Here is a 23727-nt window from a genome sequence, read left to right on the forward strand (position 1 = left end):
CCATGCCACGTTGGCTGGAAGCAAGCTGGAAAGTCGATGATATACGAAACCGCCCGCGACATCGTGTGTCTGCGGGCGGCCGTTGTGCCAATCAGCAGCGAATCACATCAGGATCGCATCACGATCGCATCAGGCGTGCGCGAGTTCGCGCATCTGATCCGGATCGATGACCTTCTTGTGCTCGCGGCCTTCCTTCGCGCCCTCCGCGCGCTCGAACGCGTCGACCTTCTTCCAGCCGGCGAAGTCGATCGGCTTGACGCCGCGGCTCTCCAGCAGTCGGTCGATGGACTCGGGGTCGCGGTCGGCGGCCACGCGACCGCCTTCCGCGGCCTTGGCGAGATCCTCGAGCATGTTGGTCACGATCATCAGCGCGTCGGACTTGGTCGAGCCGATCAGGCCGACCGGACCGCGCTTGGCCCAACCGGTCGCGTACAGGCGTTCACGCACCTCGCCGCCGTCCGCGGCGGTGGTGATGCGGCCGTCGCCGTTCGCGTTGGCCAGGTGCGCGCCCTTCTCGTCGTACACGATGCCGGGCGCTTCGGCCGGCTTGTAGCCGATCGCGTGGTACACGGCCTCGACCGGGTAGTCGGTGAACTCGCCGGTGCGGTGCATCTTGCCGTCGGCGCCGGTTTCGGTGCGCTCGACGCGGATCGCGCTCACCTTGCCGTCCTCACCGAGCACTTCAGTTGGGGCGGAGTTGAAGTGGATGTAATACTTGCGGTCGGCCGGGTTGCCCTCGAAGTCGACGTCGCCGTCGTCCTCCATGTCCTCGGCCATCTCGCGGATCGTGAACAGCTCCTCAACCATCTGGCGGGTGAGCTTGTCCTTGCCGGCCACCTCGATGGTGTCGTCGTCCAGCTCGAAGTCGTCCTCGTTGATGATGAGCTGCACGCCGGGCAGCTTCTCCATCTCGCGCAGCTCCTGCACGCTGAACTTCGCCTGCGCGACGCCGCGGCGGATGAACAGGTGGAGGGTTTTCGCCTTGTTGCGCTGGATGCCCTCGTACACGTTGTCCGGGATATCGGTCTTGGCCTTGAGATCGTCCGCGTTACGCATGAGCTCGCGGGCCACATCCATCGCGACGTTGCCGCCGCCGATCACGGCCACGTTCTCGGCCGTCAGCGGCCATTCGCGAGCGCCGGTCGGGTAGCCGTCGTACCACTCGACGAACTTGGCTGCACCGTACACGCCGTCGAGGTCCGCGCCGGGCAGACCGAGCGGCTTGTCCTTGACCGCGCCGGTGGCGAACAGGACCGCATCGTAGCGTTCGAGCAGCTCGTCGAGTGTGACGTCCTTGCCGAACTCCACGTCGCAGTAGAGGTGGATGTCGGGATTGTCGAGCGTCTTCTCGAGCGCGTCGGCGATGAACTTGATGGACGGATGGTCGGGGGCCACGCCGTAACGGACCAGACCGAACGGCACGGGCAGCTTCTCGAACAGGTCGATGCGGGCTTTGGTGCCGAGGCCGAGTTCCTCGCCCAGCTTCTTGAGCTGACGCAGGAAGATGTCGGAGGAGTACACGCCGGCCGGACCGGCGCCGATCACTGCGATGCGCAGTTCGTTGGTATCGGTATTCACAGTTTCAGTCACGCGTTCCAGCCTATCGCAAGCCGCCGAATCGCGGAAGGGGTGATTTGGGCTTACTCGGCGGCATATTTACGCATCGAGCAGCCTTGATGCCGATGACATGGCCAGCCATTTGTCCTCAGTTAGACGATCGAGAGGCTGATTCCGCATGTTGCCGAGGTCGGTTTGACGATCGAGAGGCAGACAGCATGGCCGATCACGCTCAAATACGGTCTGTTTGCCCCTTTTCAACGGCATTTTCGACGTGCGGCAGCCTCTCGATCGTCAAGCCGACCCCGACAAGAACTGTTTTTAGCCTCTCGATCGTCAAACCATCTATTCCATACCGGAATCGGAGCTTATCGATCCTCCTCTCAGTCCCTATCGAGGAGGGCGGTGAGGGACCAGAGGATGGAGACGACGTCGATGGCCTCCTGGAGGAAGGCACCGACGACGACCGGGATGAGGTTGAAGGCGGCGGCCAGCATGCCGATGAGGGCGAGGCCGAGGCCGAGCAGCACGGCTTGGAGCATGACGCGCTTGGTGCGGCGGGCGATGGCGATGGCCTGTGGCACGGCGGCGATGTCGTCGTTCATGATGACGACCTGCGCGGATTCCGAGGCGGCGGTGGAGGTGCCGTCGGTCATGGCCACACCGATGTCCGCGACGGCGAGGACGGGCGCGTCGTTCACGCCGTCGCCCACCATCATCGTGACGGGACGCCCGTCCCTGTTGCGCCGGGGCCAAATGGAGCCGTCACGCTCGGACCCCTCGCGTTCATCCCGGGACCGAGCCACATCGTCCGCATCATTTCGAGCACCTTGGGCACGTTCCACCGCTTCGCCCGCATCTCGCACGGCCGCGACCTTGTCTTCCGGAAACAGCTCGGCGTGCACCTCGTCGATACCGACCTCCCGAGCAATGATCTCGGCGGATGCCCGCTTGTCGCCGGTCAGCATGGTGAGCCGACGCACGCCCAGCGAATGCAGGCGCTCCAACGCCTCGCGGGCATTCGCACGCGGCACGTCACGTAATACGATACGCGCAATCAGTTGCCCGTCGACCGACACATACGATGCCATCTCATCCGGGGCGAGCATCCCGAACCGCGCGCGAACCGCCATGTCGTCACGCGATGCATCACCGCTGTTCGCCGTCTCGGGATCATCCTCCCGCCGCCGAGGCACCGCAACGCGGGCATCCGACGCAACCGGCTGGAACCCGTCGTCCCGGGCATTCGCGAACGACAACCGTCCCACGCGCACCGCATGCCCGTTCACCAATCCGGACACGCCCCGGCCCGCGTCCTCGCGAATCCCCTTCACGACCGGCAAATCCTGCCCGTGCCCGAATACGTCCGCCCCGGGGTCCGGACAGTCCCACTGCCCGTCCGCAAACCGCGCCCGCAACCGCCTCATCGCCGCCTCGCCGGCCGCAGCGATGCCACGCGAGAGAATATGCACCGAATAGCCTTCCACCACGCCGGCCATCATGAGCACGTGATCCTCATCCAGCCGAGTCTCGACCCCCGGTAGCATCTCCACACGCACCACCTGCGGCTGCTTGACGGTCAACGTGCCGGTTTTGTCGAAGAACACCTGCGTGACTTGCCCGAGCCGTTCGAGCACGTCCTGTGTTTTGATGAGCACACCGGCCGCCGCAAGCCGCCCGGTTCCGGCGATGTACGCGACCGGCGCGGCGATGAGCAGCGGGCACGGCGTGGCCAGCACGAGCACCTGCGCGAACCGGGTCGGCACGCCGGACACCGCCCACGCAACGCCCGCGATCGCCAAGGACAGGACCGTGAACGGGACGGCCAGTCGGTCGGCGGTCCGCACAACGGCCGGACGCGATTCCTGCGCGGAGGATACCAAGGACAGGATGCGCTGGTACTGCGAATCGGCAGCCAACGCGGTGACGCGCATGGTGAGCGCGGTCGCGCCGTTGACCGCGCCCGACATGACGCGAGCACCGGCAAACACCTCGCGCGGCATCGGTTCGCCATTGATATTGCTCAGGTCGAGCGTGGCGGAGACGGACATGAGTTCGCCGTCGACCGGCACGGTTTCGCCGGGCAGCACGACAAGCACATCGCCGATGCGTACCTCATCGACCGGCACGGTGCGCATGTGCCGTGCGGCTGCGGTTCCATCACCATCGGCATCGGATGCCGCGGATGCGCGCGCGACGGTGTCTGCGCGACGTACGGCAGGACCGCAGTCATATGGATCACGACCGGTGAGGACGCAGATTGTCTCCCGTTCGTCGGCTCGAACGTTCCGGCGTCGCGCGGAACCGGCCGTTTCGCCGACGCGTCTCAGCGGGTCAGCCGACGCCGTCGCGGGACCGGTCTCCCCCGGCGTTCTGTTCACCCGTCGGAATCCGTCAGCGGATACGATCGGCCGCATTCCGCCCCCGGTACCGTCCGATGCCGTATCGCCCACGCCGGGCAACGTGACCACATGCGCGGCCTGCGGCGCGGCCTGCATCAACGCGGTCAGACTGTGTTCGGCCTTCGCCTGCGCGTATTCCTCGATCGCCTCGCCGGACGCGATCATCAGCATGACCGCCCAGCTCGCCCAATACTCGCGCACCGCCACGGTCGACAGGATCGCCACTACCGCGAGCAGATCGACACCGACCTGACCGTGCCGGATGTCGTCGATCATGCCGCGCACGGTGTCGAATACGACGATCAGCACCAGCACGACGATCAGCCACTGTCCCACACCGGGATCGCCCAGCACCGGAACGCGCAGCCCGACCGGCCGCCATTGCCCCAGCAACGCCAGCGGGATCGCCGCCGCGATCACGACCGGCAGCATCGGCACCAGTCGGCAAATACGAAGTACAGCTTGGAAGAATCTGACGATGAACGCGTTCATCATTGCTCCTTGCGCTCGCATACGGAGCCAATCGCGGCGGTGACGCGGGTATGCAGACGCGTGACCGGCCTCGATCGGCAGTTCGGTCACGCCTTGTTAACCCACCGGCGACGTTGCCGAACGTCACACGCAACTCGTGCGACGCCCCGCGCGACCATCCGATACACGGCGTAAAGATGACATATTCAGTTGTGTTTTCATGATGCCGAAGCCCCGCGACTTCGCGTCGGTGATCGTCGGCGGCCGACCGGCGTCCGGTCATCCGAATCCGACCGTAAGTCAACATAATCGTCGCATTCTCAGTGACTTACGGTCGTCTGAGCATGCAAAAACGACCGTAACTCAGCAGGATCATCACGATGCTGTTGACTTACGGTCGTTCAGGAATGTTCACGACTTGCGGTCGGAAACGTTCACGTCGAGCCGCAGGAGCGGTTGACCGGGGGAACGTTCGCAACCACGCTCAGGCCGCTCTCATGAGCGGCGGAAACCGTCGGACCGACGATCCGCCGCCGCCCGCGCGGTCACCACTGGCCGAACGGATCGGTGAAGCCACCGTCGTCGCCGGTGCCACCGTCGTTGTTGCCGTTGCTGTTGCCATCGGAACCGTTGCCGTACCCGTTGGAACCATTGCCGTTGCCGTTGTTCTGGCTGTTGCCGTTGGAACCGTTCGAGTTGGACGAGCTGGACGAGCCGTTGACCGAGGATTCCTCCTGGTCGAGCGTCACGTCGACGTCCATCGTCTTTCCGTCGCGCACGATGGTCAGCGTCACCTTGTCGCCGAGTGCGGAGGCGCGCACGTAGCCGAGCAGCGAGTAGTTCTCGTTGACCGCGTTGCCGTTGAACGCGACAATCACGTCGCCTTCCTTGAGGCCAGCCTTGTCGGCCGGGCCGCCGGAGACGACCGCGGAGCTGCCGGACGACGGGCGCGTGATCTTCGCGCCGCCGCGGGTCACGCCGTCCGCGGTGACCGTGGTGGAGGTGATGGTCACGCCGAGCGCGACGTGCTTGACCTTGCCGTCCTTGATGATCTCCTCGGCGACGCGCTTGACGAGGTTCGCCGGGATCGCGAAGCCGATGCCGATCGAGCCGGCGGACTCGGACGAGGTGGCAGTGGACGCGATGGACGAGTTGATGCCGATCACCTGGCCGGCGCCGTTGAAGGTCGGGCCGCCGGAGTTGCCCGGGTTGATGGCCGCGTCGATCTGGACGGCGTTGGTGACGATCTCGTTGTTGTTGTCGTCGGTCACGGTCACCGGGCGGTTGAGCGCGGAGACGATGCCGGTGGTGGCGGTGTCGTCGTAGCCGAGCGGGTTGCCGATGGCCATCACGCCCTCGCCGACCGCGAGCTTGTCGGAGTCGGCGAATTCCACGGCCTTGAGGTTGCTCGGCGCGTTGTCGAGCTTGATGACCGCGAGGTCGGTGGTGGTGTCGGTGCCGACGAGCTGCGCGGTGTAGATCGCGCCGTTCGCGAGCGTGACCTGGATCTGCTGCGCGCCGGAGATGACGTGGTTGTTGGTCACGATGTAGCCGGCGGAGTCGATGATCGCGCCGGAGCCCTTGGCGCTGCCGTTGGACAGCGTGGTCGTGATGGAGACGACCGAGTCGGACACGCTGGACGCGACGGCGGACCAGTCGACGGCTTCGCCGCTCTTGGTGGTGGCCGAACCGGAGCCGGACTTGTTCGACGTGATGTTGGACAGCGAGCTGGACGTCGGGATCGTGACCCAGCCGTTGGTCAGGCCGTAGTAGCCGACGCCGAGGCACAGCGCGGCGGACACGAGCGCCGCGACGACGCCGATGACCACGCCGCTGGCGGTCTTGCCGCCGGTCTTGGCGGCCGGCGCACCGGGCACGCCAGGCTGGCCGGGCTGCGCGAACGGGTTGCCGTTGGTGCCGTTGCCATACGGCGGGAACGGCGGCTGACCCTGCGCGTTCTGCGGCTGGATCGGCTGCGTCGGGTTCGGCTGCGCATTCTGCTGCTGGCCGGCGAGGAACGGATTGCCGAACGGGTTGCGGTTCTGCTGACCGTTCGCATTCTGCGGGTTCTGGTTCTGACCGTTCGCGTTACCGAACGGGTTGCCGAACAGACCGCCGAACGGCTGGTTCTGCTGGGGCTGAGTCGGCTGCTGCGCAGACGGCTGGGTCTGACCTGCCGACTGACCGTTCTGCGGCGTGTTCGGAACCGGGCCGTACGCGCCGTATTCCGGCGCCGGACGATACTGCTGGGTCGGCTGATCGGACGACGGGGTCTGATCGTTCGACTGCGGCGCCGGCGTGGACGAGACGACCGTGCTTTCGCCGGCGGCCGCCGCATAGTTCGGCGTATCGTCGGCCGACGTGGAGGACGCGACCGGGGTCAGCGGCAAGGTCTGTGCCGGATCGGTCGCGGACGGCGTCGTTGCGCCCGTTGCGGAAGTCGCACCCGACGTACCGGCCGAGAACGTGCCGCTCAACGGCTCGATCGGCGTCGTATCGGTCAGCGACGACGACGCGCTGGTCGGCAGCGTGACGGTCGGCTGGTCGCCGGCATCACTTGCGGTGTTGGAAGTCTGGATCGGGGCGGTCTGGCCGTCGTTCGCCGGTGCGGCCTGCTGCGCGTCCCCCTGCGCTGACTGGCCGTTCAGCCAGTCGTTGTTGTGCTCTTCAGCCATTGCTACTCCTTACGTTGTTGCCGGGCACGCGCGCGAACCATCGTCCGCTGGCACTGTGCCCGGTGAACTGCTACCTAAGAGTAAAGATACTTGCTCTGGAAGTTTCCTGAATGTTCGTTGGAAGAAACGCAACAGTTTGCTTCCGGCTTCGTGAAGGGGTAGCCGACAGCTTGGAATACCAACGAAATCAGGCATTCCGCGCGTCCGTTACGGGCTTCGCCTAGAGTGAATCACATGACGAATCTTGCGGACACGAATCAGACGAACCTTGTGGATCATCCGCGCGGCGCGGAACCCGGCAAGCCCGGCGACCGCAGCGCGTTCAGCTTCGAGACGATCACCCGACTGCCCGATGCGGCGGACGGCAAGGGCCGCGGCGGCGCGCGCTACGGCCGCACCGGCATCCTGCACACGCCGCACGGCGACATCCATACGCCCGCGTTCGTGCCGGTCGCCACGCAGGCCGCGATGAAGGCCGTGCTGCCGGAGACGATGAAGGCGGAGGGCGCGCAGTGCATGCTGTCGAACGCCTTCCACCTGTACGAGCGGCCCGGCGAGGACGTGCTCGACGCGGCCGGCGGACTCGCGAAATTCATGAACTGGGACGGCCCGACGTTCACCGATTCGGGCGGATTCCAGGTGCTGTCGCTGGGCGCGGGATTCAAGAAGACGCTGGCGATGGACGTGACCGGCATGAAGTCGGACGACGTGATCGCGGACGGCAAGGAGCGTCTCGCGTTCGTGGACGAGGACGGCGTGACGTTCAAGTCGCCGCTCAACGGTTCGCTGCACCGGTTCAGCGCGGAGATTTCGATGGGGATCCAGCACAAGATCGGCGCGGACATCATGTTCGCGTTCGACGAGCTGACCACGCTGATGAATACGCGGCGCTACCAGGAGCAGTCGGTCGAGCGCACGTACCGCTGGGCGCAGCGCTGCGTCGCGGAGCACCAGCGATTGACCGAGGCGAGGCTCGGCAAGCCGTATCAGGCGTTGTACGGCGTGGTGCAGGGCGCGAATTACGAGGATCTGCGACGGCATGCGGCCGAGCAGATCGCCTCGCTGGACTTCGACGGCGTGGGCATCGGCGGCGCGATCGAGAAGCGGATCATCGGAGACACCTGCGCGTGGATCTGCGATGCGATGCCGGAAAGCCGGCCGCGCCACGTGCTCGGCATCGCGGCGGTGGACGACATCTTCGCGTGCGTGGAGAACGGTGGCGACACGTTCGACTGCGTGGCCCCGGCGCGCTGCGGACGCAACGGCGCGATCTTCACGCGCGACGGGCGGTACAACGTCAAGCGAGCCGAGTTCAAGTTCGATTTCGGCCCGCTCGAGGAGGGCTGCGACTGCTACACCTGCACGCAATATTCGAAGGCGTATGTCGACCATCTGCTGCGCGCCCGCGAGTTCAACGGGTTCACGCTGGCGACGATCCACAACGAGCACTTCTTCATCAAGCTGCTCGACGACATCCGTGCCTCGATCAACGGCGGCTACTTCGACGAGTTCCGTGACGCGACGCTCGCCCGCTTCTACGCGAACGGGTCACGCGGCTGACCGGTCAGTGAGCGGATCGGAGCGAATCGCGGCCAGCCATCCGAGTGAACTCGGCCAATCCGGTCCGAATGTCCGGAATCGCCCACCTATTTCGACATAAGTGGGTCTTTCCGGACACGAAAATCGTTAAGTGGGTGTTTGCCTACCACGAAAACCATCAAACCGAGGTTTTCGTGGTAGGCAAACACCCACTTAACTTTTCATGGTACGGATTCACCCACTTATGAGTTCTCCCCGTGGTAGGTATTCACCCACTTACGGATTCCCCGTCCGCAAACACCCACTTACCGGCACGCTTTATGGCAGGCAATCGCCCACTTTATGAATCCGTTGTCCGCAAACGCCCACTTTTCTAACATCCCCTGTCCGCAATCGCCCACTTACAGAAGTCGCTCACCCGCGCATGTCAACGTAAACAGCCTCCGCATCATCGTCGGCTTCCTGATCAAAATATAGTCGTAAAACTCAGCCGACGAAGCCGCTTCATACCAACGAGTACCGCATCGGAGTCTCGTGCCATCGTTCCGTATGTTCGCGTAACTTCACCAGCCGCGCAACCATACAGAGGTTTGAAACCTCATATTCCTCCGCATGTTCTCACACACGCGGATCGCGCGAACCTACGAGGACAGGCGTAAGGAGTCGCACGCCAGCCGAACGCCGAATACGATCCGCCAATCAAACGATCGGCTGCGCGATAATGGACGCATGGCACCTGCAACATTCGATCCGCTCGCCCAGCGATATCCGTCCCAGCGCTACCCCATCTACGCGAACCGCGCGATGGTCAACTGTTCCGAACCGCAGGCATCGGCCGCCGGACTGCAGGTCATCCTCAAGGGCGGCAACGCGTTCGACGCGGCCGTCGCCGCCGCAGCCGCGCTCACCGTCGTCGAACCAACGTCGAACGGCATTGGATCGGACGCGTTCTGCATCGCCTGGAGCGCCCGCGATCAACGGCTCGTCGGACTCAATTCGAGCGGTCCGGCCCCGCAAGGCATCTCCATCGATCGCGTGATCGCGGACGGCAACGTCACCGGCCGCATGCCGCGCCTCGGCTGGACACCGGTCACCGTGCCGGGCGCGCCCGCCGCATGGGCCGCGCTCAACGAACGCTACGGCCGGCTCACGCTGCTCGACGATCTCACACCGGCCATCGACTATGCACGCAACGGCTACGCGGCCAATCCGAACCTCGCATACTGGTGGCGGCGCGGTGCCGACAGTTACCGTCAGCACAACGGCGACGGCCGGTTCGACGAATGGTTCCGCACGTTCACCTACGGCACCGACCATCACACGCCGGCCGCCGGCGACATCGTCACGCTGCCGAATCATGCGGATTCGCTGACCGACATCGGCAAGACCGACGCGCGCTCGTTCTACGAAGGCGACCTCGCCCGCGAGATCGATCAGGCGAGCCGCAAGGCCGGCGGCTATCTCAGATACGACGATCTAGCCGCGTACGCGCCGCGCTGGGTCGACCCGATGCGGCTCGACTACCGCGACGGCTGGCAGGTGTGCGAAATCCCGCCGAACGGGCAGGGCATCGTCGCGCTCATGGCGCTGAACATCCTGAGCAACTTCGATGTCGCGCGAGACGACCGCACGCTCACGTACCACCGGCAGATCGAGGCGATCAAACTCGCGTTCGCAGACGCGTTCGACACGGTCAGCGATCCGGACGACACCGGGGTCGACTACGCGCGGTATCTTGCGCCCGAGTACGGCGAAGAGAAGGCGCGGCTGATCGGCGAGACGGCCAAGGTACGCACGACGCGCACGCCGTCGAGTTCGGGCACGGTGTACCTGTGCTGCGCGGACGGCGAGGGCAACATGGTGTCGTATATCCAGTCGAATTACATGGGGTTCGGGTCGGGGATCGTCGTGCCGGGAACGGGGATCGCGCTGCAGAACCGCGGGGCTGATTTTTCACTCGATCCGTCGCGGGCGAACGCGCTCAAGCCGGGCAAGCGCACGTATCACACGATCATTCCGGGATTCCTGATGCGCGCCGGACGGCCGGTCGGACCGTTCGGCGTGATGGGCGCGTACATGCAGCCGCAGGGGCACGTGCAGGTGGCGATGAACGCGATCGATTTCGGGATGGACCCGCAGCAGGCGCTCGACGCGCCGCGTTGGCGGTGGGATCGCGGCAATGCGATGCGCGTGGAGACACGGTTCAACGCGGCGGTTGCGCGGGAGTTGGCTCGGCGCGGGCATGACGTGACGGTCGGGTTGGAGACGGCTGATTTCGGGCGCGGGCAGATGATCATGCGGGTGGACGGCGGCGGTTGCGCCAGTCGCGATGACGGAGGAGTCTCGCTGGTCGGCGGGACCGAGTCACGTACCGACAGCAACATCGCGTGCTGGTAATCGATCGCTGATACGACGCTCAGTCAGGGATTCAGTCGTCGATGCGGATCGCAGACGAGTCGGGGGCTTTCAGACCGCCGCCCATGCCATTCAGCCGTTGCGCCGCTCAAGCAGTTCCTGCTGGCGTCCTTCGAGGATCATGCGCTGGCAGGTCGGGCAGATCGGACCGTATTGATCGGTGTGGATCAGGGTGGCGAATCGGTGGCAGATGCGGCATTCGCGCAACGAGCACAGGCCGGTGACGGTTGCGGTGACGGCAAGCAGCGCGGCCGTCGCGAACCATGAGCAGACCAGCAGTATGGCTGCGCCTACGACCATGACGACCATCAACGTCATGCACCGCGACCGGGATTGCAGCCGATTCATCTCTCCACCTCATGAACTTGGACGATACTGTTTCACCATACAGACAGCCATCCCCACGCGGCACGCCGAAAGTGGCGGAAACACTGGATTTTGGACACATATGCCGACGCATTCCCCCATCGCGACACGCCGAAGTGGCGCAAATCGCGATACGGGTGTAACTTAGTCGATTGTCTGCGAGTGTGGCGGAATGGTAGACGCGCTGTCTTCAGGTGGCAGTGAGTGTATGCTCGTGGGGGTTCAACTCCCCCCACTCGCACGCAGGGATGAAAGCCCCGAACCGTTGAAATACCAACGGTTCGGGGCTTTCCTGTATATGATGAAACCGCCAAAATATGACGGAAAATATGACAATCTACATTGAGCTAGATTGATTCAAATTGAACAACTCGCCCACGGCGGCGTCGATCCGGCCGGAAAGCTCGTCTAGATCGTCGTCGAACAGGTCGGCGTACACGTCCAAGGTCATGGCCGCGCTCGAATGGCCCAACATGCGCTGTATGGCCTTCACGTTCGCGCCGGAATGCACGGCGATGCTCGCCGCCGTGTGCCGCAGGTCGTGGCACGTCAGCGGCGGCACCCCGGACTTGGCGACGGCCGTCTTGTACCAGCAACGATGATTCTTGCCAAGGCTCTGAGGGGCCACATAGCCGCCCTTGTCACCGACGAACACGAGTTCGTCGGAACGCTTGCCCAGAACATGCGCCCGCAACGCCTCGCGCACGGGTTCCTGCATGGGAACGTCACGCGACCGATTGCTTTTGGGCGTGCCCAGCTTGTACACCTTCCTTACCTTGGTGACGCTTTTCGTGATATGAAGACGGTTCTTCTCGAAGTCCACGTCTTCCACGTTGAGCGCCGTGGCCTCGCCCCACCGAAGCCCGCACAGGCCGAGAACGAGGATAAGCGGCCGGTATTCGCCGGAGCATTCCGCCAGCTTCGCCAGCTGCGCCGGCGTGAGGTACGTTCGCGGCTTGCGCGTCTTCTTCGGCAGTTGGATATCCGTTACCGGCGTGCGGACTATGCGGCCGTCCCTTACCGCCGTCTCATAGATGTTCTTGATGATCCCGAACGCCCGGATGACCACCGACGCGCTTCTTGTCTTGCTGAGGTCGTTCACCCATTGCTGAATCTCCGAGTGCGTGACCTCGCCCAGCCGCCTATGCCCCCATTTGGGCCGCACATGAACGCGCCACGACGTTTCGACGCTGTTGTAATGCGACGGTTTCCATACGCTCTCGTGCGCCGCCACCCATTCGTCCCCCAACGGCTCTATGAACGCCTTGGAGCCTTGCGGGTCTACATACGCGCCGTCGTTCATCGCGGCCGTGACATACCGCGCCGCCCAGTCTTGGGCAAGCCGCTTCGTCTTGAAACCGCTCTTGTTCTTGTGGACGTGGTCGGGGTCGTACCACCACACGCGCCAACGCCTAGAACCGTCCTTAAGGCTGTACGACTCGAACGAAACCATGACTACACCCCGGACGCCATAGCGGCCAGTGCGTCCTTCAGCGTATCGCCGGACACCGGCACCCCAGTTCCGCCGATCGCTTCGGCAAGCATCCTCGTTATCGCTTTGGCCCCGTTGTCGGCGTCGGTATCCTCGCTGATGCGCGCCGAGTCGATTTGTGGCTTGGAGCGCTCGCGGAACGCGGCGCGGCGTTCTATAAGCTCTTCCGCCTTCTCGTCCCGTTCAAGGCTCGGCAACGGCTGTACGACGGTCGCCCAGTTCCACACCTGATTACAGCGCAAGTCATCAGGACGGCCGGTTATGCGCGTCTTCACGTCGCGCGATCCGCTTTCCGGCAGCAGCAGCGTTAACGGCGACACGTCAAACACGATTGCGAACGCCACAAGGTCGTCCACGTCCACCTTCCGCTCACCCGATTCAATACGCTTCAAGCCAAGTGGCGCTATTGGACGCCCCACATCCTTCAATTTTTCGGAAAGCTCTTTGTACTGCATCCCACCACGAAAACGCTTGATGTTAACCGCAACTTGCTCGCCGGTTGCACCAAGTTGGTTCACGGCTCGCTTCTTTGGTTCATCGTTTTGAGTCATACGACCAGCATAATCGATCAATTTGATATTCCCTCATACAGTTTGACAACTGATAAATCGTGTTCTATCTTATATCACGACAAATCAATTTGATTGACTGTTTATCAGTCTAGATCACTGGAGGTATCGAAGATGGCATCAATAGCTACCGGCCCATTGCCGACGATCGATAGCGGGGACGTGTGGATGACCCGGAAGGAGGTTGCGGCGTACGCGAAGACCTCTGCGGGTTCCTTGGCCACGATGGGCTATGCGAAGAAGGGGCCGAGGTTCTACAAGCCGACCAGCCGCAAGGTCGTGTACAAGAAAAGCGACGTTGACGCATGGCTCGGCAGCGATGCCGGCCGCTCGAAGCGCAAGGCGCTCGCGGGCAAGGGGGCGACGGCATGAGCGGCACGATTCGTTTCGAGAACGAGTACGACCCGGATCGTCCGTTGATCGTTGACCGTTACCCGGCCGGCTTCTACGTGTTTCGGATCGGCGCGGAGGCGTTGACGGCTCATCCCGTGAGCCTGTCGCCGTCTCAGGTCGGCGACCTCGTGGCGTTCCTTGGCGGGGAGGGGTGCAGATGATTCCGATACCGGTTTTCACGGCACGGCAGATAGAGGACGCGAAGGCCATGCCGAAGCGTTGCACGGAACCGGGCACGGCCGCGTGCATGGGCGTGACGGTGACGGCGCTCGCCGACTGGCGGCGTCACGGCGTCGGGCCGACGTATGAGACGCAGGTAAAGGGCGCAACCGTGTACGAACGCCGACATGTGGTCGATTGGATGTACCGGCATATGACGGAAGGCGGGAACCGATGACGGCAGGCATTGTGATGATTGTCCGCATTCTCGCCGCCGTGTGCTGGATCGCTTCTATCGGCTTCACCCAAGCCGAGGACTACGGGCCGGCGCTCGCGGCGCTCGCCGTCACAGGACTGTGCCTGTGGCTTATGGAAACGCCCGGCGTCGGGAATTTTGGGGAGCCGACGCCGGGCAGTGAGAGAGAGGTTCCGAACCTTGGACAAACCCGAAGCCCTCGTGTCGTCCAGTCTACCCACACGGGACTACACAGGCGAGCGCCGTTACATGGAGGACGTGGCCGCGTATTACCGGTATCTGAACCGGGCGGCGGAATTGAGGGAGCTGGAATACCTTCATGGCGTGTGGCCGCAGGGTTCGCGGCGGACGTACGCGAACGGGTATACGGCGGGATGCAACAGGGCGCTTGCGAAGGCGCTGACGGGACGATGAATCGTGTGAAAGGGGCGTTGCTGCCATGACGATCGATTTTGATATGAGCGCGTTGACGTTGGATCAGCGGGCGACGCTCACGGATTACTTCACCGCGTTGGACGACATGCCGGCCACCACGGCGGCGCATACGCTCGCCGTGCCCTATAAGGGGCGTACGCCGCTGCTCGTGCCGGCGTCCACCGTGGCGAAGCAGCGGCCGAGGTTCTTGGACTATCCGATGATTCCGACCGGGACGCTGACGCTTATGGCCGGACGTGCTGGCGTGTCTAAAAGCACGCTGAGCCTGTACCGTGCCGCGCTCGCCACTCGCGGCCTTCTCGATGGCGATTGGAAGGGCAAGCCCGCCACCGTGGCCATCAGCGGCATCGAGGACTCGAAGTCGATGCAGCGCATGAGGCTGGAAGCGGCCGGCGCGGACTTGGATCGCGTGCGGTTTCTGTCCATGCTCGACACGAACAGCGACGGCAACGGCACGGATACCGGCGTGAGACTGCCTGACGATCTGCCGGCGCTCGCGGACTCGTTCAGGGCCGAGGGCGTGCGCCTGTGGATCATCGACCCGATAACCTCGTGCATGGACGGCGACAGCAACAAGCGCGACGACGTGCGCCGGGCGCTCGACCCGTTGGCCGCGCTCGCGGACGACTTGGACATGGCGATTGTCGGCATCCTTCACTTCAACAAGGGCGGCGGCTATGCGTCGGACAAGATCAGCGGCAGTCATGCGTTCCGCGACGTGATCCGTTCTCTGGTGCTTATCGCCAAGGACGACGACAACGGCGATTGCGTCGCCACGATCGACAAGAGCAGCTACACGACGGCTCAGGGCACGTCATACAGCTACGGTCTTATGTCCGTTGACGTGGCGGACGATCACGGGGAAACGTTCGCGGTTCCGAAGGTCACGGGCTTCATGAAGACCGAACGCGACGTGAACGAGGTGATAAACCGCAACATACAGGCGGCGGGCGGCGACACGACGCACACGGAACGCGGCGAGGTGCTCGAATGGCTCACCGACTACCTCAATGACGGCCCCGTGGCGTTCAAGGACATAGCGGCGGCGGCGAACGTCGAAGGCTACAGCAGACGGCAGCTCACCAACGCCCGCGAACGCTCGGACGGCCGTATCATCACCGTCCCAGACCCGACCTACGAGGGACGCGGACAGAAACGTCTATGGGCGCTCGCGGATACCACCGCCGCCCCTCGCGCGCGCGGGGGTACAGAACGCGGAAGTAATCACGGAAGTAATCAAACCCCAATGATTGCAACGCCTCCGATTACTTCCGCGAATACTTCCGCGTTTCAAGCCCCCGCGCGCGCGAGGAACGCGGAACAGAACACGCAAGACCTTGGATTGTTCCCGGAAAGCGAGGAATCATGAGCGTCGAAACCACAGTGCTTCACCACACGTTCCAGCAGCGCGACCACATGAAGGACGTGACCCTGTGCGGGCTGCCGTGCGAGACGGATCACGAGCGGACGAACGAGACGCAGCGGGGCGATTGGGTCATGTGCCCCCTGTGCGAGCTTCGCGCCACGCTGATCGAAATGGGATACGAAACCATGCCCGGCGACCCGCGCAAGCACGACGCCGGCCAAGGCGAGCAACTGACCCTGTTCTAGGAAAGGGCGACGCATGGCACACATGGATATCAGCAAACTACCCGAACCGTGGCGCGATCCCGTCGCGGGCTTCATCGAGTACAAGCGCGCGGGCGGTTGCAGCGAGAAAACATTGCTCACCCGCTACTACCAGCTACGCCACTTCGCGGACACGTCCGGCACGCCGCCCGAACAGGTCACGACCGGGCAGCTCGTGGAAGCGCTCGCGGACGGGCGCTCGCAGGACTCTCGCAAGGGGCTGCGCAACTGCTTCGCCACGTTCTTCCGCTGGATGAAGGCGGCGGGACTCGCCGACCACGACCCGGCCGCGACGCTGCCGAACGTCAGGAAGCCGCGCCCGCACCCCAAGCCGTGCCCCGACCGGTACATCACCGCCGCGTTGGAGAAGGCCACGAGCGCCGAGCGCGTCATGATCCTCTTGGCCGCCGAATGCGGGCTGAGACGCGCCGAGATCGCCCAAGTGCACCAAGACGACGTGATCGGCACGACGGGCGCGTACTCGCTCGTCGTGCACGGCAAGGGCGGCAAACAGCGCATAGTGCCCCTGCCCGACGACCTCGCCGAGACGATCACGCATTGCGGCGGCTGGATGTTCCCCGGACGCTGGAAAGGCCACTGCGAGGAATCGCACATAGGCAAGCACATATCACGCCTGCTGCCGGAAGGATACGGCCCGCACAAGCTGCGCCACCGGTTCGCCACCGTCGCCTACCTGCACTCGCACGACATGCTCGCCGTCAGCACCGCGCTAGGCCACGCAAGCACCGAAACCACGCAAATCTATGTGGCGCTCGCCGACGAATCGCTTCGCGGACTCGTGGACGCGGCCACGATCAGAGGAAAGAAGGTGACGGAATTGGCCTCATAACAAAAAGCGGGGCGGATACCGGCATTCACGGCCGTTACCCGCCCCGCCCTAATCGGCACTTGTCCGATTACGCGGAAACCAGCGAGATGTGGAATCTCGCAAGATCAACAGTACACCGACCATCAAGGAAGGAACAAGCATCATGGAACAGACGCCAGACGCCGCAACGACGGAACAGAATACGCCGGCCGCGCCGCAAACCGACGAAACCACGCCGCAGACGGCCGAACCGGCGACGGACGTTAAAGAGTCCGCACAGTCCGAGGAAGCCACGGCAGCGGACGACAACGACGCCGGGGAACAGACCGACGACGCGGACAGCGAGGAAGCCGAAGAGACCGAAAGCGGCGGCAACATCAGCCGCGAAGCCGCCAAATGGCGCGTCAAGGCGAAGGAAGCGGAAGAGCTCGCCGACCGGATGGAACAGAAGCTACACGACTACCGTATCGAACAGCTCGGAAGGGACATAGCCGGCTACGGATGGCACGAGACGGCCCCCGACCTCGCCGAAGACCTCGCCGAAATGGACATACAGACGTACTTCACGGAAGAAGAAGAACTCACCGAGGAAGGAAAACGGATAGTGGAAGAGCTGAAAAGCGCATACCATCCAAACAGCATATGGAAACGCAGCCATCCAATGCCGCACATGCCGATGTACGACAGGGCATATGACTTCGGCGGATCACCAAAAGAACGATTCAGGAACACCATCATGAGCGCGGGAGGCCGGTAATGAAGAAAACGAAAGCGGCAATGCAGACCGAGAAATACCGCAAACGGTACGCCGCCGCCATGAAACGCGCGGACAAGGCATGGCAAGGACAGAACTTCATAGGCAGCAGGGCGATAAGCTATCTTCTCCAAGACACGAGCGCAAAGACAAAGATGGCCGAGGCAAGGCATATGAGCAAGTTCTTCCAAGTCATGCACGTCGAAACGGTCATAGACGAACACGGCAACATCGATCTTCAACGACTCGCGGAGCTCGCCAGTGAATATAACAAGCACTACGACGGGCACTTCTATTGGCGTAGACGGCTGTTGTGGTACGACATGGGGATGTCAACCCCAGACGATCCGATGCATAAGGCCAAGGAAGCCAAATACCGCATAGCTCACCAAGAGATAGACTCAAAAAACGAGGCTTTGCTAAACGATATGCGGAAGAAGCACAGGAGCGGAGAGATACCCGACTGGGAGGCGAAGATATTTGAAGACCTTCTAGGATGATCGAAAATCATCGTGAGCGCGGCGGGGCTTTGGGCTACACTTGTACATTGATACGGATGTTCTATGTGGCTTGAGGCCCCGCCGTCCGTTTTCTTCGGCCCTTGCGGGGCACCGTGGCGCGGCAGTGCGCACGGCAGACATACACACATGCTTTTTCACACCCGTAAAGGATCATCATGGCATTTACGATCACCAGCCAGAACAAGGGCGCTTTCCCCGACGTACAGCGCTTCGCACCGGAAGACATCATCCCCGAGGCGCTTATCATCTCCACCAGCAGCATCGGCGCGAACGTGGAAGGCGACGCGCCAAGCGTCCGCGTCCCGTTCGTCAGCGAAGACCCCGAAGCCGATATCGTCAAGGAAGGCGAACAGATCAGCGAGGCCGACCCCGAGCTTACCGAACTGACGGTGAACACGCACAAGCTCTCGGTGCTACACCGGATCAGCCGCGAGGCGTACTCGCACGCCGGCGTGGGTGAACTGCTCACCAACAGCCTAGGGCGAGCCGTCATCAAGAAGGCCGACGCCATCTATCTCGCCAACAAGCCCGCCGAGGGAGAAGCCGGCCCCATCGGACTCGTGAACACGACCGGCATCGTGGACGGCGGCAACATCGACACGAACCTTGACGCGCTCACCGACGCCATCGCCACCGTGCAGACCAACGGGGCCGAGCCGACGCACATCATCGCCAGCCCGACCGCATGGGCGTACATCCAGAAGATGAAGGCCGGCAGCGGCTATAACACGCCGCTGATCGGATCGCCCGCCGAGGCCACGGCGCTACGGCTCGCCGGACTTCCCGTCGTCATCAACAAGAACACGCCGGCCGGAACGCTGCTGCTGATCGACCAGTCGCAGATACTCAGCGCCGTGGGACAGCTCGAAGTGGCCGTGTCGGATCAGCGTTACTTCGACTCGGACAACTACGCCATCCGTCTCACGTTCCGCTTCGGCTTCGGCGTGCTGCGCCCCGACCGGCTCGCCAAGCTCACCGTGGGAGCCGCAGCGAGCGGCAAGGCCGCGAAGGCATAGGGGCGGCATACCCTCCCCCACCGGCCTAGCCCCTTCAACGGTCATAGGGCCCGATACCCCCGCAAGGCGGTTTTATCCCAAGGGGAAAAGCCGCCACGGCCCCGGAAACCGCCATAACGGCCGGTTTCCGGGGCTTTCCCATACCCCCACCAGACCCGATACACGCCACGCGGCAACGGCATACACAGGCGAAAACCGGAACGTCACCACGCCGGCAACGCTCGGAAACGTTGCAATTCCGCCGTTCAAGCGTAACAAAACCATAACCAAGGAAAGGCAAGGCACATGAACGACACCGAAGCCGAACGATTGCGCCGACGCATCGACGCCAAGACCGACAGACAAGCGGGCGGACACTGGATATGGACGGCTCACACCGACTCAAGCGGGCACCCCGTCATATCCATAGGCAACAAGCCCCGGCAAGCCCGCCGTATCGCCTACGAACTCGCACACGGCACCGTGCCGGCCGGCATGGTCGTAACCGCCACATGCGGCGTCCCCGCTTGCATCAATCCCGACCATCTCGAAGCCGTCACCCGCTCGCAAGCCGCCACGCGCCGCAAGGCGTCCAGCCTCAGCACCACCGGCGTTCGCGGCATCACATGGCGCAAAGACCGAAACTGCTACCTAGTCGCCATACGCATCAACGGGCGAAGACACCGAAAAAGCGGTTTCCGCACCATCGAAGAAGCCGCCCGATACATCCAAACCATACGCAACCAATGAAAAAGCCCCGCCCGAAGACGGGGCCGGAGAACTCCCGCCCGAAGGCAAAGGCCTCGCATTGTCCAAGAAGCAAGTCTAGCACCGAAAAACGTAGATGCCGGAAGACTTGCGGGCATCGCTTGATATGACAAAAATATGACAATCAACGTTGATTTACAGTGATTTACAGTGATAAACAATCATAGAGAAACGTTGAAATACCAACAAAAACGGCCTGATAGCAACAATCCCGGATGGTTCAACTCCCCCACTCGCACGCAGAATGAAACCCCGGAAAGGTTGGAATTCAACCTTCCGGGGTTTTCTGTTTCTCCGCCTAGACCCGGAACGTAACAGAAAACGTGACAAAAATTCCAGCGCCGCAGAAAACTCACCCCGACACGCCTGGCATTCTTGGGAAAACCTGGCACATCCGGCCATTGTGATTCGTAACGAAAAACCAACCCTTCTCCTAGCCGATTCCGTACGTGTGATCGGAGTGTCCGCTCCCGGGAGTCTCGGTTTTGGTGTGCGTGGACATGTGTTTTTGTGGGTGTTGGTGCATACTGGTTGGTGTGAGGCGGAGTGTGGCGATGGCGCGGTTGCGTGACATGGACGCGCGGTATGCGGTGGACGTGTGGCGCAACGTGGAGCTTGGCATGCTGTTCGACGAGTCGGGGCAGGCGTTGGACCGCACGCTGTCGAGCCTGGTCTCGGCGGGGATTCTGGTGCGGGCGGCCCGCGGCGTGTACGTGTTCGCGTATTCGGCTCACCGCGGCGAGGGCACGCTGCACCAGGTGGCGCGCAAGCTGCGCCCGCACGAGCTGGTGTGGGAGAGTCTGGAGAGCGCGTTGAGCCGTTGGGGCGTGATCAGCCAGATCCCGGTGGACCGGGTCACGTTCATGACCACGGGCCGCGAGGGCGAGTTCCGCACCCCGTACGGGGTGATCGAGTTCACGCACTGCAAGCTCAGGTGGAGCCGCATCCTGCCGAACCTGGTCCCGCGCGACAACGGGTTGACGCCGATCGCGTCGAAACGGTGGGCGTACCGTGATCTGAAGGCCACCGGCCGCAACCTCGGCCTAGTGGACATGGACGAGCTTGAGGCCGACGACGATGACCGGGACGATTGACCGTCGGGAAGCCGCGTGTCCGGGACTGGCCGGACACACGGGGAGCCGATGATGATGTTGGGAGGCGTGTGATGCCGTATGGGCGGGCGTTGTACCGGGCGGGCGAGCCGGTGCTGTTCGGCAGCGGCGGCGGGATGCTGTCGGGCGTGGTCGTCACGGCCGACTCCCGTGGCCTGTGTTATGCCGGCGTGGACGGGAATGGTGTGGACCGGTGGGTGCGTGACGCGTCGTACGACATCATGCGCCCCGCCGTCGCGGATGCCGGCGACGCGGACGCGGAGGTGAACGACACGGACGACATGCTGTTCAAGCATGTCGCGGAACGGTTCGTGTGCCGGCCGGGCCACACGCTGCCCGAACCCGAGGCGACGCCGGCAAGCGCATGGCCCGCCGGCGAAGGCAAGACCGATCCGAGCATGGATCGTATCCTGTTCGTCGGCGATATCCACGACAAGGCCGGTCTGGTCTGCCCGATGATCGACGAGACGGCCGACATGACCGGTGCGGGCGTGATCGTCCTGTTGGGCGACCTGCTCAACGAGTGGGACACCGACGCCCGGGCCGAGATCGATTCGCTCGCCCTGCTGGCCGATTGGGTCGAACGCCAACGTGAACGGCGTGAGGTGGTCGTGCTGCTCGGCAACCATGATCTCGCCTACTGGGCCAGCCCGTACGGCGCCGCGTCTCGCGAGATCGGCATGCACTGCCCCGGGTTCAAGCCCGAGGCGCACCTGAACGCGTATCACCTGCTGCACGAGGTCCTGTGCCCGGACGGGCCGAGGATCATGTACGGGTTCTCCGATGCGGACGGCCGTCAGATCCTCGCCTCGCACGCCGGCCTGACCCTGGACTGGTGGAAGTGGATGCCCCTGCCCGACACGGACAAGGAGAGCATATTGCCGGGGACGCCGTCGAGCGCCGTACGGGTCGCGGCGATGGTCGACCAGTACGCGACCGGGATTCCCGACGGCGACGGCCTGCTCATGATCGGCACGATGGCCGGCACCGAACGCGGCGGCCGGCCCGGAAGCATCCCCTCCCCGGTATGGACCGGCATGGAGGAACTCGCCCGCGACCCGATGCCCGGGTTCGACCAGATCGTCGCCCACACGCCCATGCCGACCGTCCAGCACCGGCTGGGCGGCGGCATATCCCCGTCATCCGACGCGTCACCGGAGCCGGGCGTGCGCCGGCGGGCCCGGCTGTGGTATTGCGACACGCACTCGCGCGACCGGCACGGCCAGTCCATCGGCGACCATTCCATGCTCGTCTACGACCGTGCGACCGGCGACGCATACCGCGTCACCCCGTCCCGCGCTTCCGACGAACGCACGACCGGGGATGTGGCCGACGACCGGATGCTCGCATGTCATCACCACACTACAAAGGAGACGCGGATGGGCGACGAGCCCGGCAAGGAGGAGGCCGCCAGATGAGATTCACCAGCCTGCCCGCAGGCGAACAGGCCGAGCTGGACGCGTTCGGCCAGACGGTCGCGGCCGAGATGGAAGCGGGCGTCGGTCTGGAGGACGCGCGGCCGATCATCCTGATCGACTTCGACGGGGTGATCAACCAGTTCCCCGACGACACGACTCCCAACCTGTATGATCCGGCCACGGGAACGGAATCCGATGACACGCGCCCACGCGTATACGACACGGCCGACTGGTTCGTCCCCGACCATGAACAGCGCGTGTGGACCGACCGGCGGCACGGGCACCTGACCCTCACCTGGTCCGGCGAGCTCGTGGACCGGCTGCGCGCGTTGGACGCGCGCGTCCTGTGGCTGAGCACATGGCAGCCGTACACCGGCATCCTCAACCAAACGCTCGGCGTGGACTGGAAGACCGTCACCTGGTACGATCCGGTCACCCTGGAGGGCCTGCGCACCGGCAAACGACGCAGCGTGCTGCGCCACCTGACGCTCGCCCGGCTGATCGTCTGGATCGACGACGAGGAAACCACGTACGACGCGGGACTCGCGATCCAATCCGCCCCGCCCCTGGCACCCGTGCTCGGCATCGGCCCGAACGCCCGCATCGGCATCAGCCGAACCCAGATGAGCCTGATCGAACAATTCGTCTGTCAGCCGCCGGAAGAACCCACGACCACGTTCGACATCCACGGCGACCACTACGACCAGCACTGGGGCTTCTGACCCTACGACCGACACCCATGTGGCCGGCTTCCACACGACGGACGCCGGCCACACGCCCACCATCCCCGACGACACCACCACAGCCATCACAATCAAATATCTGAAGTGGCCTGATTTTTGTTCCGTCTCTGCTATGAGACGGCTTGTGCCATCTGCTTTTGATAATACTCGTTCTCGACCTGTTCCGGTGTCCTGTAGCCCAGGGAGGCGTGCAGACGCTTCGTGTTGTACCACGAGACCCACCGCATCG

23 protein-coding genes and 1 tRNA gene are annotated in these 23727 nt (G+C 63.6%); 17 read left to right on the forward strand and 7 right to left on the reverse strand.

The features are described 5' to 3' along the window. Positions 1–129: 129 nt before the first annotated feature. The 3 genes from AC1A0G_RS09740 to AC1A0G_RS09750 all read right to left on the reverse strand — a co-directional run bounded on the left by AC1A0G_RS09740 (position 130) and on the right by AC1A0G_RS09750 (position 7105). The gene (locus AC1A0G_RS09740; RefSeq protein WP_476529319.1) at positions 130–1590 is read right to left on the reverse strand and encodes an FAD-dependent oxidoreductase; all 1461 of its coding nucleotides are present in this window, start codon (positions 1588–1590) and stop codon (positions 130–132) included. Between the two features lie 350 nt (positions 1591–1940). Continuing rightward, positions 1941–4130: an HAD-IC family P-type ATPase gene (locus tag AC1A0G_RS09745; RefSeq protein WP_476529352.1), complete on the reverse strand. Its 2190-nt coding sequence runs from the start codon at positions 4128–4130 to the stop codon at positions 1941–1943. Positions 4131–4975: 845 nt separating this feature from the next. Beyond that, the gene (locus AC1A0G_RS09750; protein ID WP_476529320.1) at positions 4976–7105 is read right to left on the reverse strand and encodes a S1C family serine protease; all 2130 of its coding nucleotides are present in this window, start codon (positions 7103–7105) and stop codon (positions 4976–4978) included. Between the two features lie 234 nt (positions 7106–7339). Here AC1A0G_RS09750 and tgt point away from each other — a divergent pair, with 234 nt between their 5' ends. Beyond that, on the forward strand, positions 7340–8665 hold the full coding sequence (gene tgt / locus AC1A0G_RS09755) for a tRNA guanosine(34) transglycosylase Tgt (protein ID WP_476529322.1): 1326 nt from the start codon (positions 7340–7342) through the stop codon (positions 8663–8665). A gap of 708 nt (positions 8666–9373) precedes the next feature. After that, positions 9374–11041, forward strand: coding sequence for a gamma-glutamyltransferase family protein (locus AC1A0G_RS09760; protein ID WP_476529324.1), 1668 nt, complete (start codon positions 9374–9376; stop codon positions 11039–11041). A gap of 90 nt (positions 11042–11131) precedes the next feature. On the opposite strand, the gene AC1A0G_RS09765 is transcribed toward AC1A0G_RS09760, so the two are convergent. Further along, a complete protein-coding gene (locus AC1A0G_RS09765) occupies positions 11132–11407 on the reverse strand; it encodes a hypothetical protein (protein WP_476529325.1) in 276 nt (91 codons plus the stop codon). Between the two features lie 176 nt (positions 11408–11583). On the opposite strand from AC1A0G_RS09765, the gene AC1A0G_RS09770 reads away from it, so the two are divergent. Further along, positions 11584–11666: transfer RNA gene (locus AC1A0G_RS09770), tRNA-Leu, on the forward strand. A 96-nt stretch (positions 11667–11762) separates the two neighbouring features. On the opposite strand, the gene AC1A0G_RS09775 is transcribed toward AC1A0G_RS09770, so the two are convergent. Next, a complete protein-coding gene (locus tag AC1A0G_RS09775; protein WP_476529327.1) occupies positions 11763–12878 on the reverse strand; it encodes a tyrosine-type recombinase/integrase in 1116 nt (371 codons plus the stop codon). A 2-nt stretch (positions 12879–12880) separates the two neighbouring features. Beyond that, positions 12881–13489, reverse strand: a complete 609-nt coding sequence (locus AC1A0G_RS09780) for a helix-turn-helix domain-containing protein (RefSeq protein WP_476529329.1) — start codon at positions 13487–13489, stop codon at positions 12881–12883. A 111-nt stretch (positions 13490–13600) separates the two neighbouring features. Here AC1A0G_RS09780 and AC1A0G_RS09785 point away from each other — a divergent pair, with 111 nt between their 5' ends. The 14 genes from AC1A0G_RS09785 (at position 13601) to AC1A0G_RS09850 (ending at position 23477) form a co-directional block, all read left to right on the forward strand. Continuing rightward, positions 13601–13858, forward strand: a complete 258-nt coding sequence (locus AC1A0G_RS09785; RefSeq protein ID WP_476529331.1) for a helix-turn-helix transcriptional regulator — start codon at positions 13601–13603, stop codon at positions 13856–13858. Next, positions 13855–14040: a hypothetical protein gene (locus AC1A0G_RS09790; RefSeq protein ID WP_219070490.1), complete on the forward strand. Its 186-nt coding sequence runs from the start codon at positions 13855–13857 to the stop codon at positions 14038–14040. The genes AC1A0G_RS09785 and AC1A0G_RS09790 overlap by 4 nt, the downstream gene beginning before the upstream one ends. A gap of 47 nt (positions 14041–14087) precedes the next feature. Beyond that, positions 14088–14276, forward strand: a complete 189-nt coding sequence (locus AC1A0G_RS09795; protein ID WP_476529333.1) for a hypothetical protein — start codon at positions 14088–14090, stop codon at positions 14274–14276. Between the two features lie 198 nt (positions 14277–14474). Further along, a complete protein-coding gene (locus tag AC1A0G_RS09800) occupies positions 14475–14708 on the forward strand; it encodes a hypothetical protein (protein WP_476529335.1) in 234 nt (77 codons plus the stop codon). Between the two features lie 25 nt (positions 14709–14733). Continuing rightward, complete coding sequence (locus AC1A0G_RS09805) at positions 14734–16098, forward strand: AAA family ATPase (RefSeq protein WP_476529337.1); 1365 nt, start codon at positions 14734–14736, stop codon at positions 16096–16098. Beyond that, complete coding sequence (locus tag AC1A0G_RS09810; protein WP_476529339.1) at positions 16095–16340, forward strand: hypothetical protein; 246 nt, start codon at positions 16095–16097, stop codon at positions 16338–16340. The genes AC1A0G_RS09805 and AC1A0G_RS09810 overlap by 4 nt, the downstream gene beginning before the upstream one ends. A 13-nt stretch (positions 16341–16353) precedes the next feature. After that, positions 16354–17208 (forward strand): tyrosine-type recombinase/integrase, encoded by an 855-nt coding sequence (locus tag AC1A0G_RS09815; RefSeq protein ID WP_476529341.1) that lies wholly within the window; start codon positions 16354–16356, stop codon positions 17206–17208. A 142-nt stretch (positions 17209–17350) separates the two neighbouring features. After that, on the forward strand, positions 17351–17944 hold the full coding sequence (locus AC1A0G_RS09820) for a hypothetical protein (protein WP_476529342.1): 594 nt from the start codon (positions 17351–17353) through the stop codon (positions 17942–17944). Between the two features lie 20 nt (positions 17945–17964). Next, positions 17965–18441 carry a hypothetical protein gene (locus AC1A0G_RS09825; protein WP_476529344.1) on the forward strand — a complete coding sequence of 159 codons (477 nt, stop codon included), beginning with the start codon at positions 17965–17967 and terminating at the stop codon, positions 18439–18441. A gap of 176 nt (positions 18442–18617) precedes the next feature. Beyond that, positions 18618–19478, forward strand: a complete 861-nt coding sequence (locus AC1A0G_RS09830; RefSeq protein WP_476523043.1) for a phage major capsid protein — start codon at positions 18618–18620, stop codon at positions 19476–19478. 285 nt (positions 19479–19763) lie between these two features. Beyond that, positions 19764–20207, forward strand: coding sequence for an HNH endonuclease (locus AC1A0G_RS09835; RefSeq protein WP_476529345.1), 444 nt, complete (start codon positions 19764–19766; stop codon positions 20205–20207). A 554-nt stretch (positions 20208–20761) separates the two neighbouring features. Next, positions 20762–21319: a type IV toxin-antitoxin system AbiEi family antitoxin gene (gene abiEi, locus AC1A0G_RS09840; RefSeq protein WP_476529347.1), complete on the forward strand. Its 558-nt coding sequence runs from the start codon at positions 20762–20764 to the stop codon at positions 21317–21319. A 71-nt stretch (positions 21320–21390) separates the two neighbouring features. After that, positions 21391–22755, forward strand: coding sequence for a metallophosphoesterase (locus AC1A0G_RS09845; RefSeq protein ID WP_476529349.1), 1365 nt, complete (start codon positions 21391–21393; stop codon positions 22753–22755). Continuing rightward, a complete protein-coding gene (locus AC1A0G_RS09850) occupies positions 22752–23477 on the forward strand; it encodes a hypothetical protein (protein ID WP_476529350.1) in 726 nt (241 codons plus the stop codon). The genes AC1A0G_RS09845 and AC1A0G_RS09850 overlap by 4 nt, the downstream gene beginning before the upstream one ends. Positions 23478–23608: 131 nt before the next feature. Here AC1A0G_RS09850 and AC1A0G_RS09855 read toward each other — a convergent pair whose 3' ends face one another. Then, positions 23609–23725 (reverse strand): integrase core domain-containing protein, encoded by a 117-nt coding sequence (locus AC1A0G_RS09855; RefSeq protein WP_476529353.1) that lies wholly within the window; start codon positions 23723–23725, stop codon positions 23609–23611. Between the last annotated feature and the right edge of the window lie 2 nt (positions 23726–23727).

It is taken from the genome of Bifidobacterium sp. LH_230, from assembly GCF_056357555.1.

What these genes read in the sequence shown, in the direction of transcription:
- AC1A0G_RS09745 (WP_476529352.1), bottom strand. Translation starts at nt 4,130, where the DNA reads ATGCTGATGATCGCGTCCGGCGAGGCGATCGAGGAATACGCGCAGGCG.
- AC1A0G_RS09750 (WP_476529320.1), bottom strand. Translation starts at nt 7,105, where the DNA reads ATGGCTGAAGAGCACAACAACGACTGGCTGAACGGCCAGTCAGCGCAG.
- tgt (WP_476529322.1), top strand. Translation starts at nt 7,340, where the DNA reads ATGACGAATCTTGCGGACACGAATCAGACGAACCTTGTGGATCATCCG.
- AC1A0G_RS09760 (WP_476529324.1), top strand. Translation starts at nt 9,374, where the DNA reads ATGGCACCTGCAACATTCGATCCGCTCGCCCAGCGATATCCGTCCCAG.
- AC1A0G_RS09765 (WP_476529325.1), bottom strand. Translation starts at nt 11,407, where the DNA reads ATGAATCGGCTGCAATCCCGGTCGCGGTGCATGACGTTGATGGTCGTC.
- AC1A0G_RS09775 (WP_476529327.1), bottom strand. Translation starts at nt 12,878, where the DNA reads ATGGTTTCGTTCGAGTCGTACAGCCTTAAGGACGGTTCTAGGCGTTGG.
- AC1A0G_RS09785 (WP_476529331.1), top strand. Translation starts at nt 13,601, where the DNA reads ATGGCATCAATAGCTACCGGCCCATTGCCGACGATCGATAGCGGGGAC.
- AC1A0G_RS09790 (WP_219070490.1), top strand. Translation starts at nt 13,855, where the DNA reads ATGAGCGGCACGATTCGTTTCGAGAACGAGTACGACCCGGATCGTCCG.
- AC1A0G_RS09795 (WP_476529333.1), top strand. Translation starts at nt 14,088, where the DNA reads ATGCCGAAGCGTTGCACGGAACCGGGCACGGCCGCGTGCATGGGCGTG.
- AC1A0G_RS09805 (WP_476529337.1), top strand. Translation starts at nt 14,734, where the DNA reads ATGACGATCGATTTTGATATGAGCGCGTTGACGTTGGATCAGCGGGCG.
- AC1A0G_RS09810 (WP_476529339.1), top strand. Translation starts at nt 16,095, where the DNA reads ATGAGCGTCGAAACCACAGTGCTTCACCACACGTTCCAGCAGCGCGAC.
- AC1A0G_RS09815 (WP_476529341.1), top strand. Translation starts at nt 16,354, where the DNA reads ATGGCACACATGGATATCAGCAAACTACCCGAACCGTGGCGCGATCCC.
- AC1A0G_RS09820 (WP_476529342.1), top strand. Translation starts at nt 17,351, where the DNA reads ATGGAACAGACGCCAGACGCCGCAACGACGGAACAGAATACGCCGGCC.
- AC1A0G_RS09825 (WP_476529344.1), top strand. Translation starts at nt 17,965, where the DNA reads ATGCAGACCGAGAAATACCGCAAACGGTACGCCGCCGCCATGAAACGC.
- AC1A0G_RS09830 (WP_476523043.1), top strand. Translation starts at nt 18,618, where the DNA reads ATGGCATTTACGATCACCAGCCAGAACAAGGGCGCTTTCCCCGACGTA.
- AC1A0G_RS09835 (WP_476529345.1), top strand. Translation starts at nt 19,764, where the DNA reads ATGAACGACACCGAAGCCGAACGATTGCGCCGACGCATCGACGCCAAG.
- AC1A0G_RS09845 (WP_476529349.1), top strand. Translation starts at nt 21,391, where the DNA reads ATGCCGTATGGGCGGGCGTTGTACCGGGCGGGCGAGCCGGTGCTGTTC.
- AC1A0G_RS09850 (WP_476529350.1), top strand. Translation starts at nt 22,752, where the DNA reads ATGAGATTCACCAGCCTGCCCGCAGGCGAACAGGCCGAGCTGGACGCG.
- AC1A0G_RS09855 (WP_476529353.1), bottom strand. Translation starts at nt 23,725, where the DNA reads ATGCGGTGGGTCTCGTGGTACAACACGAAGCGTCTGCACGCCTCCCTG.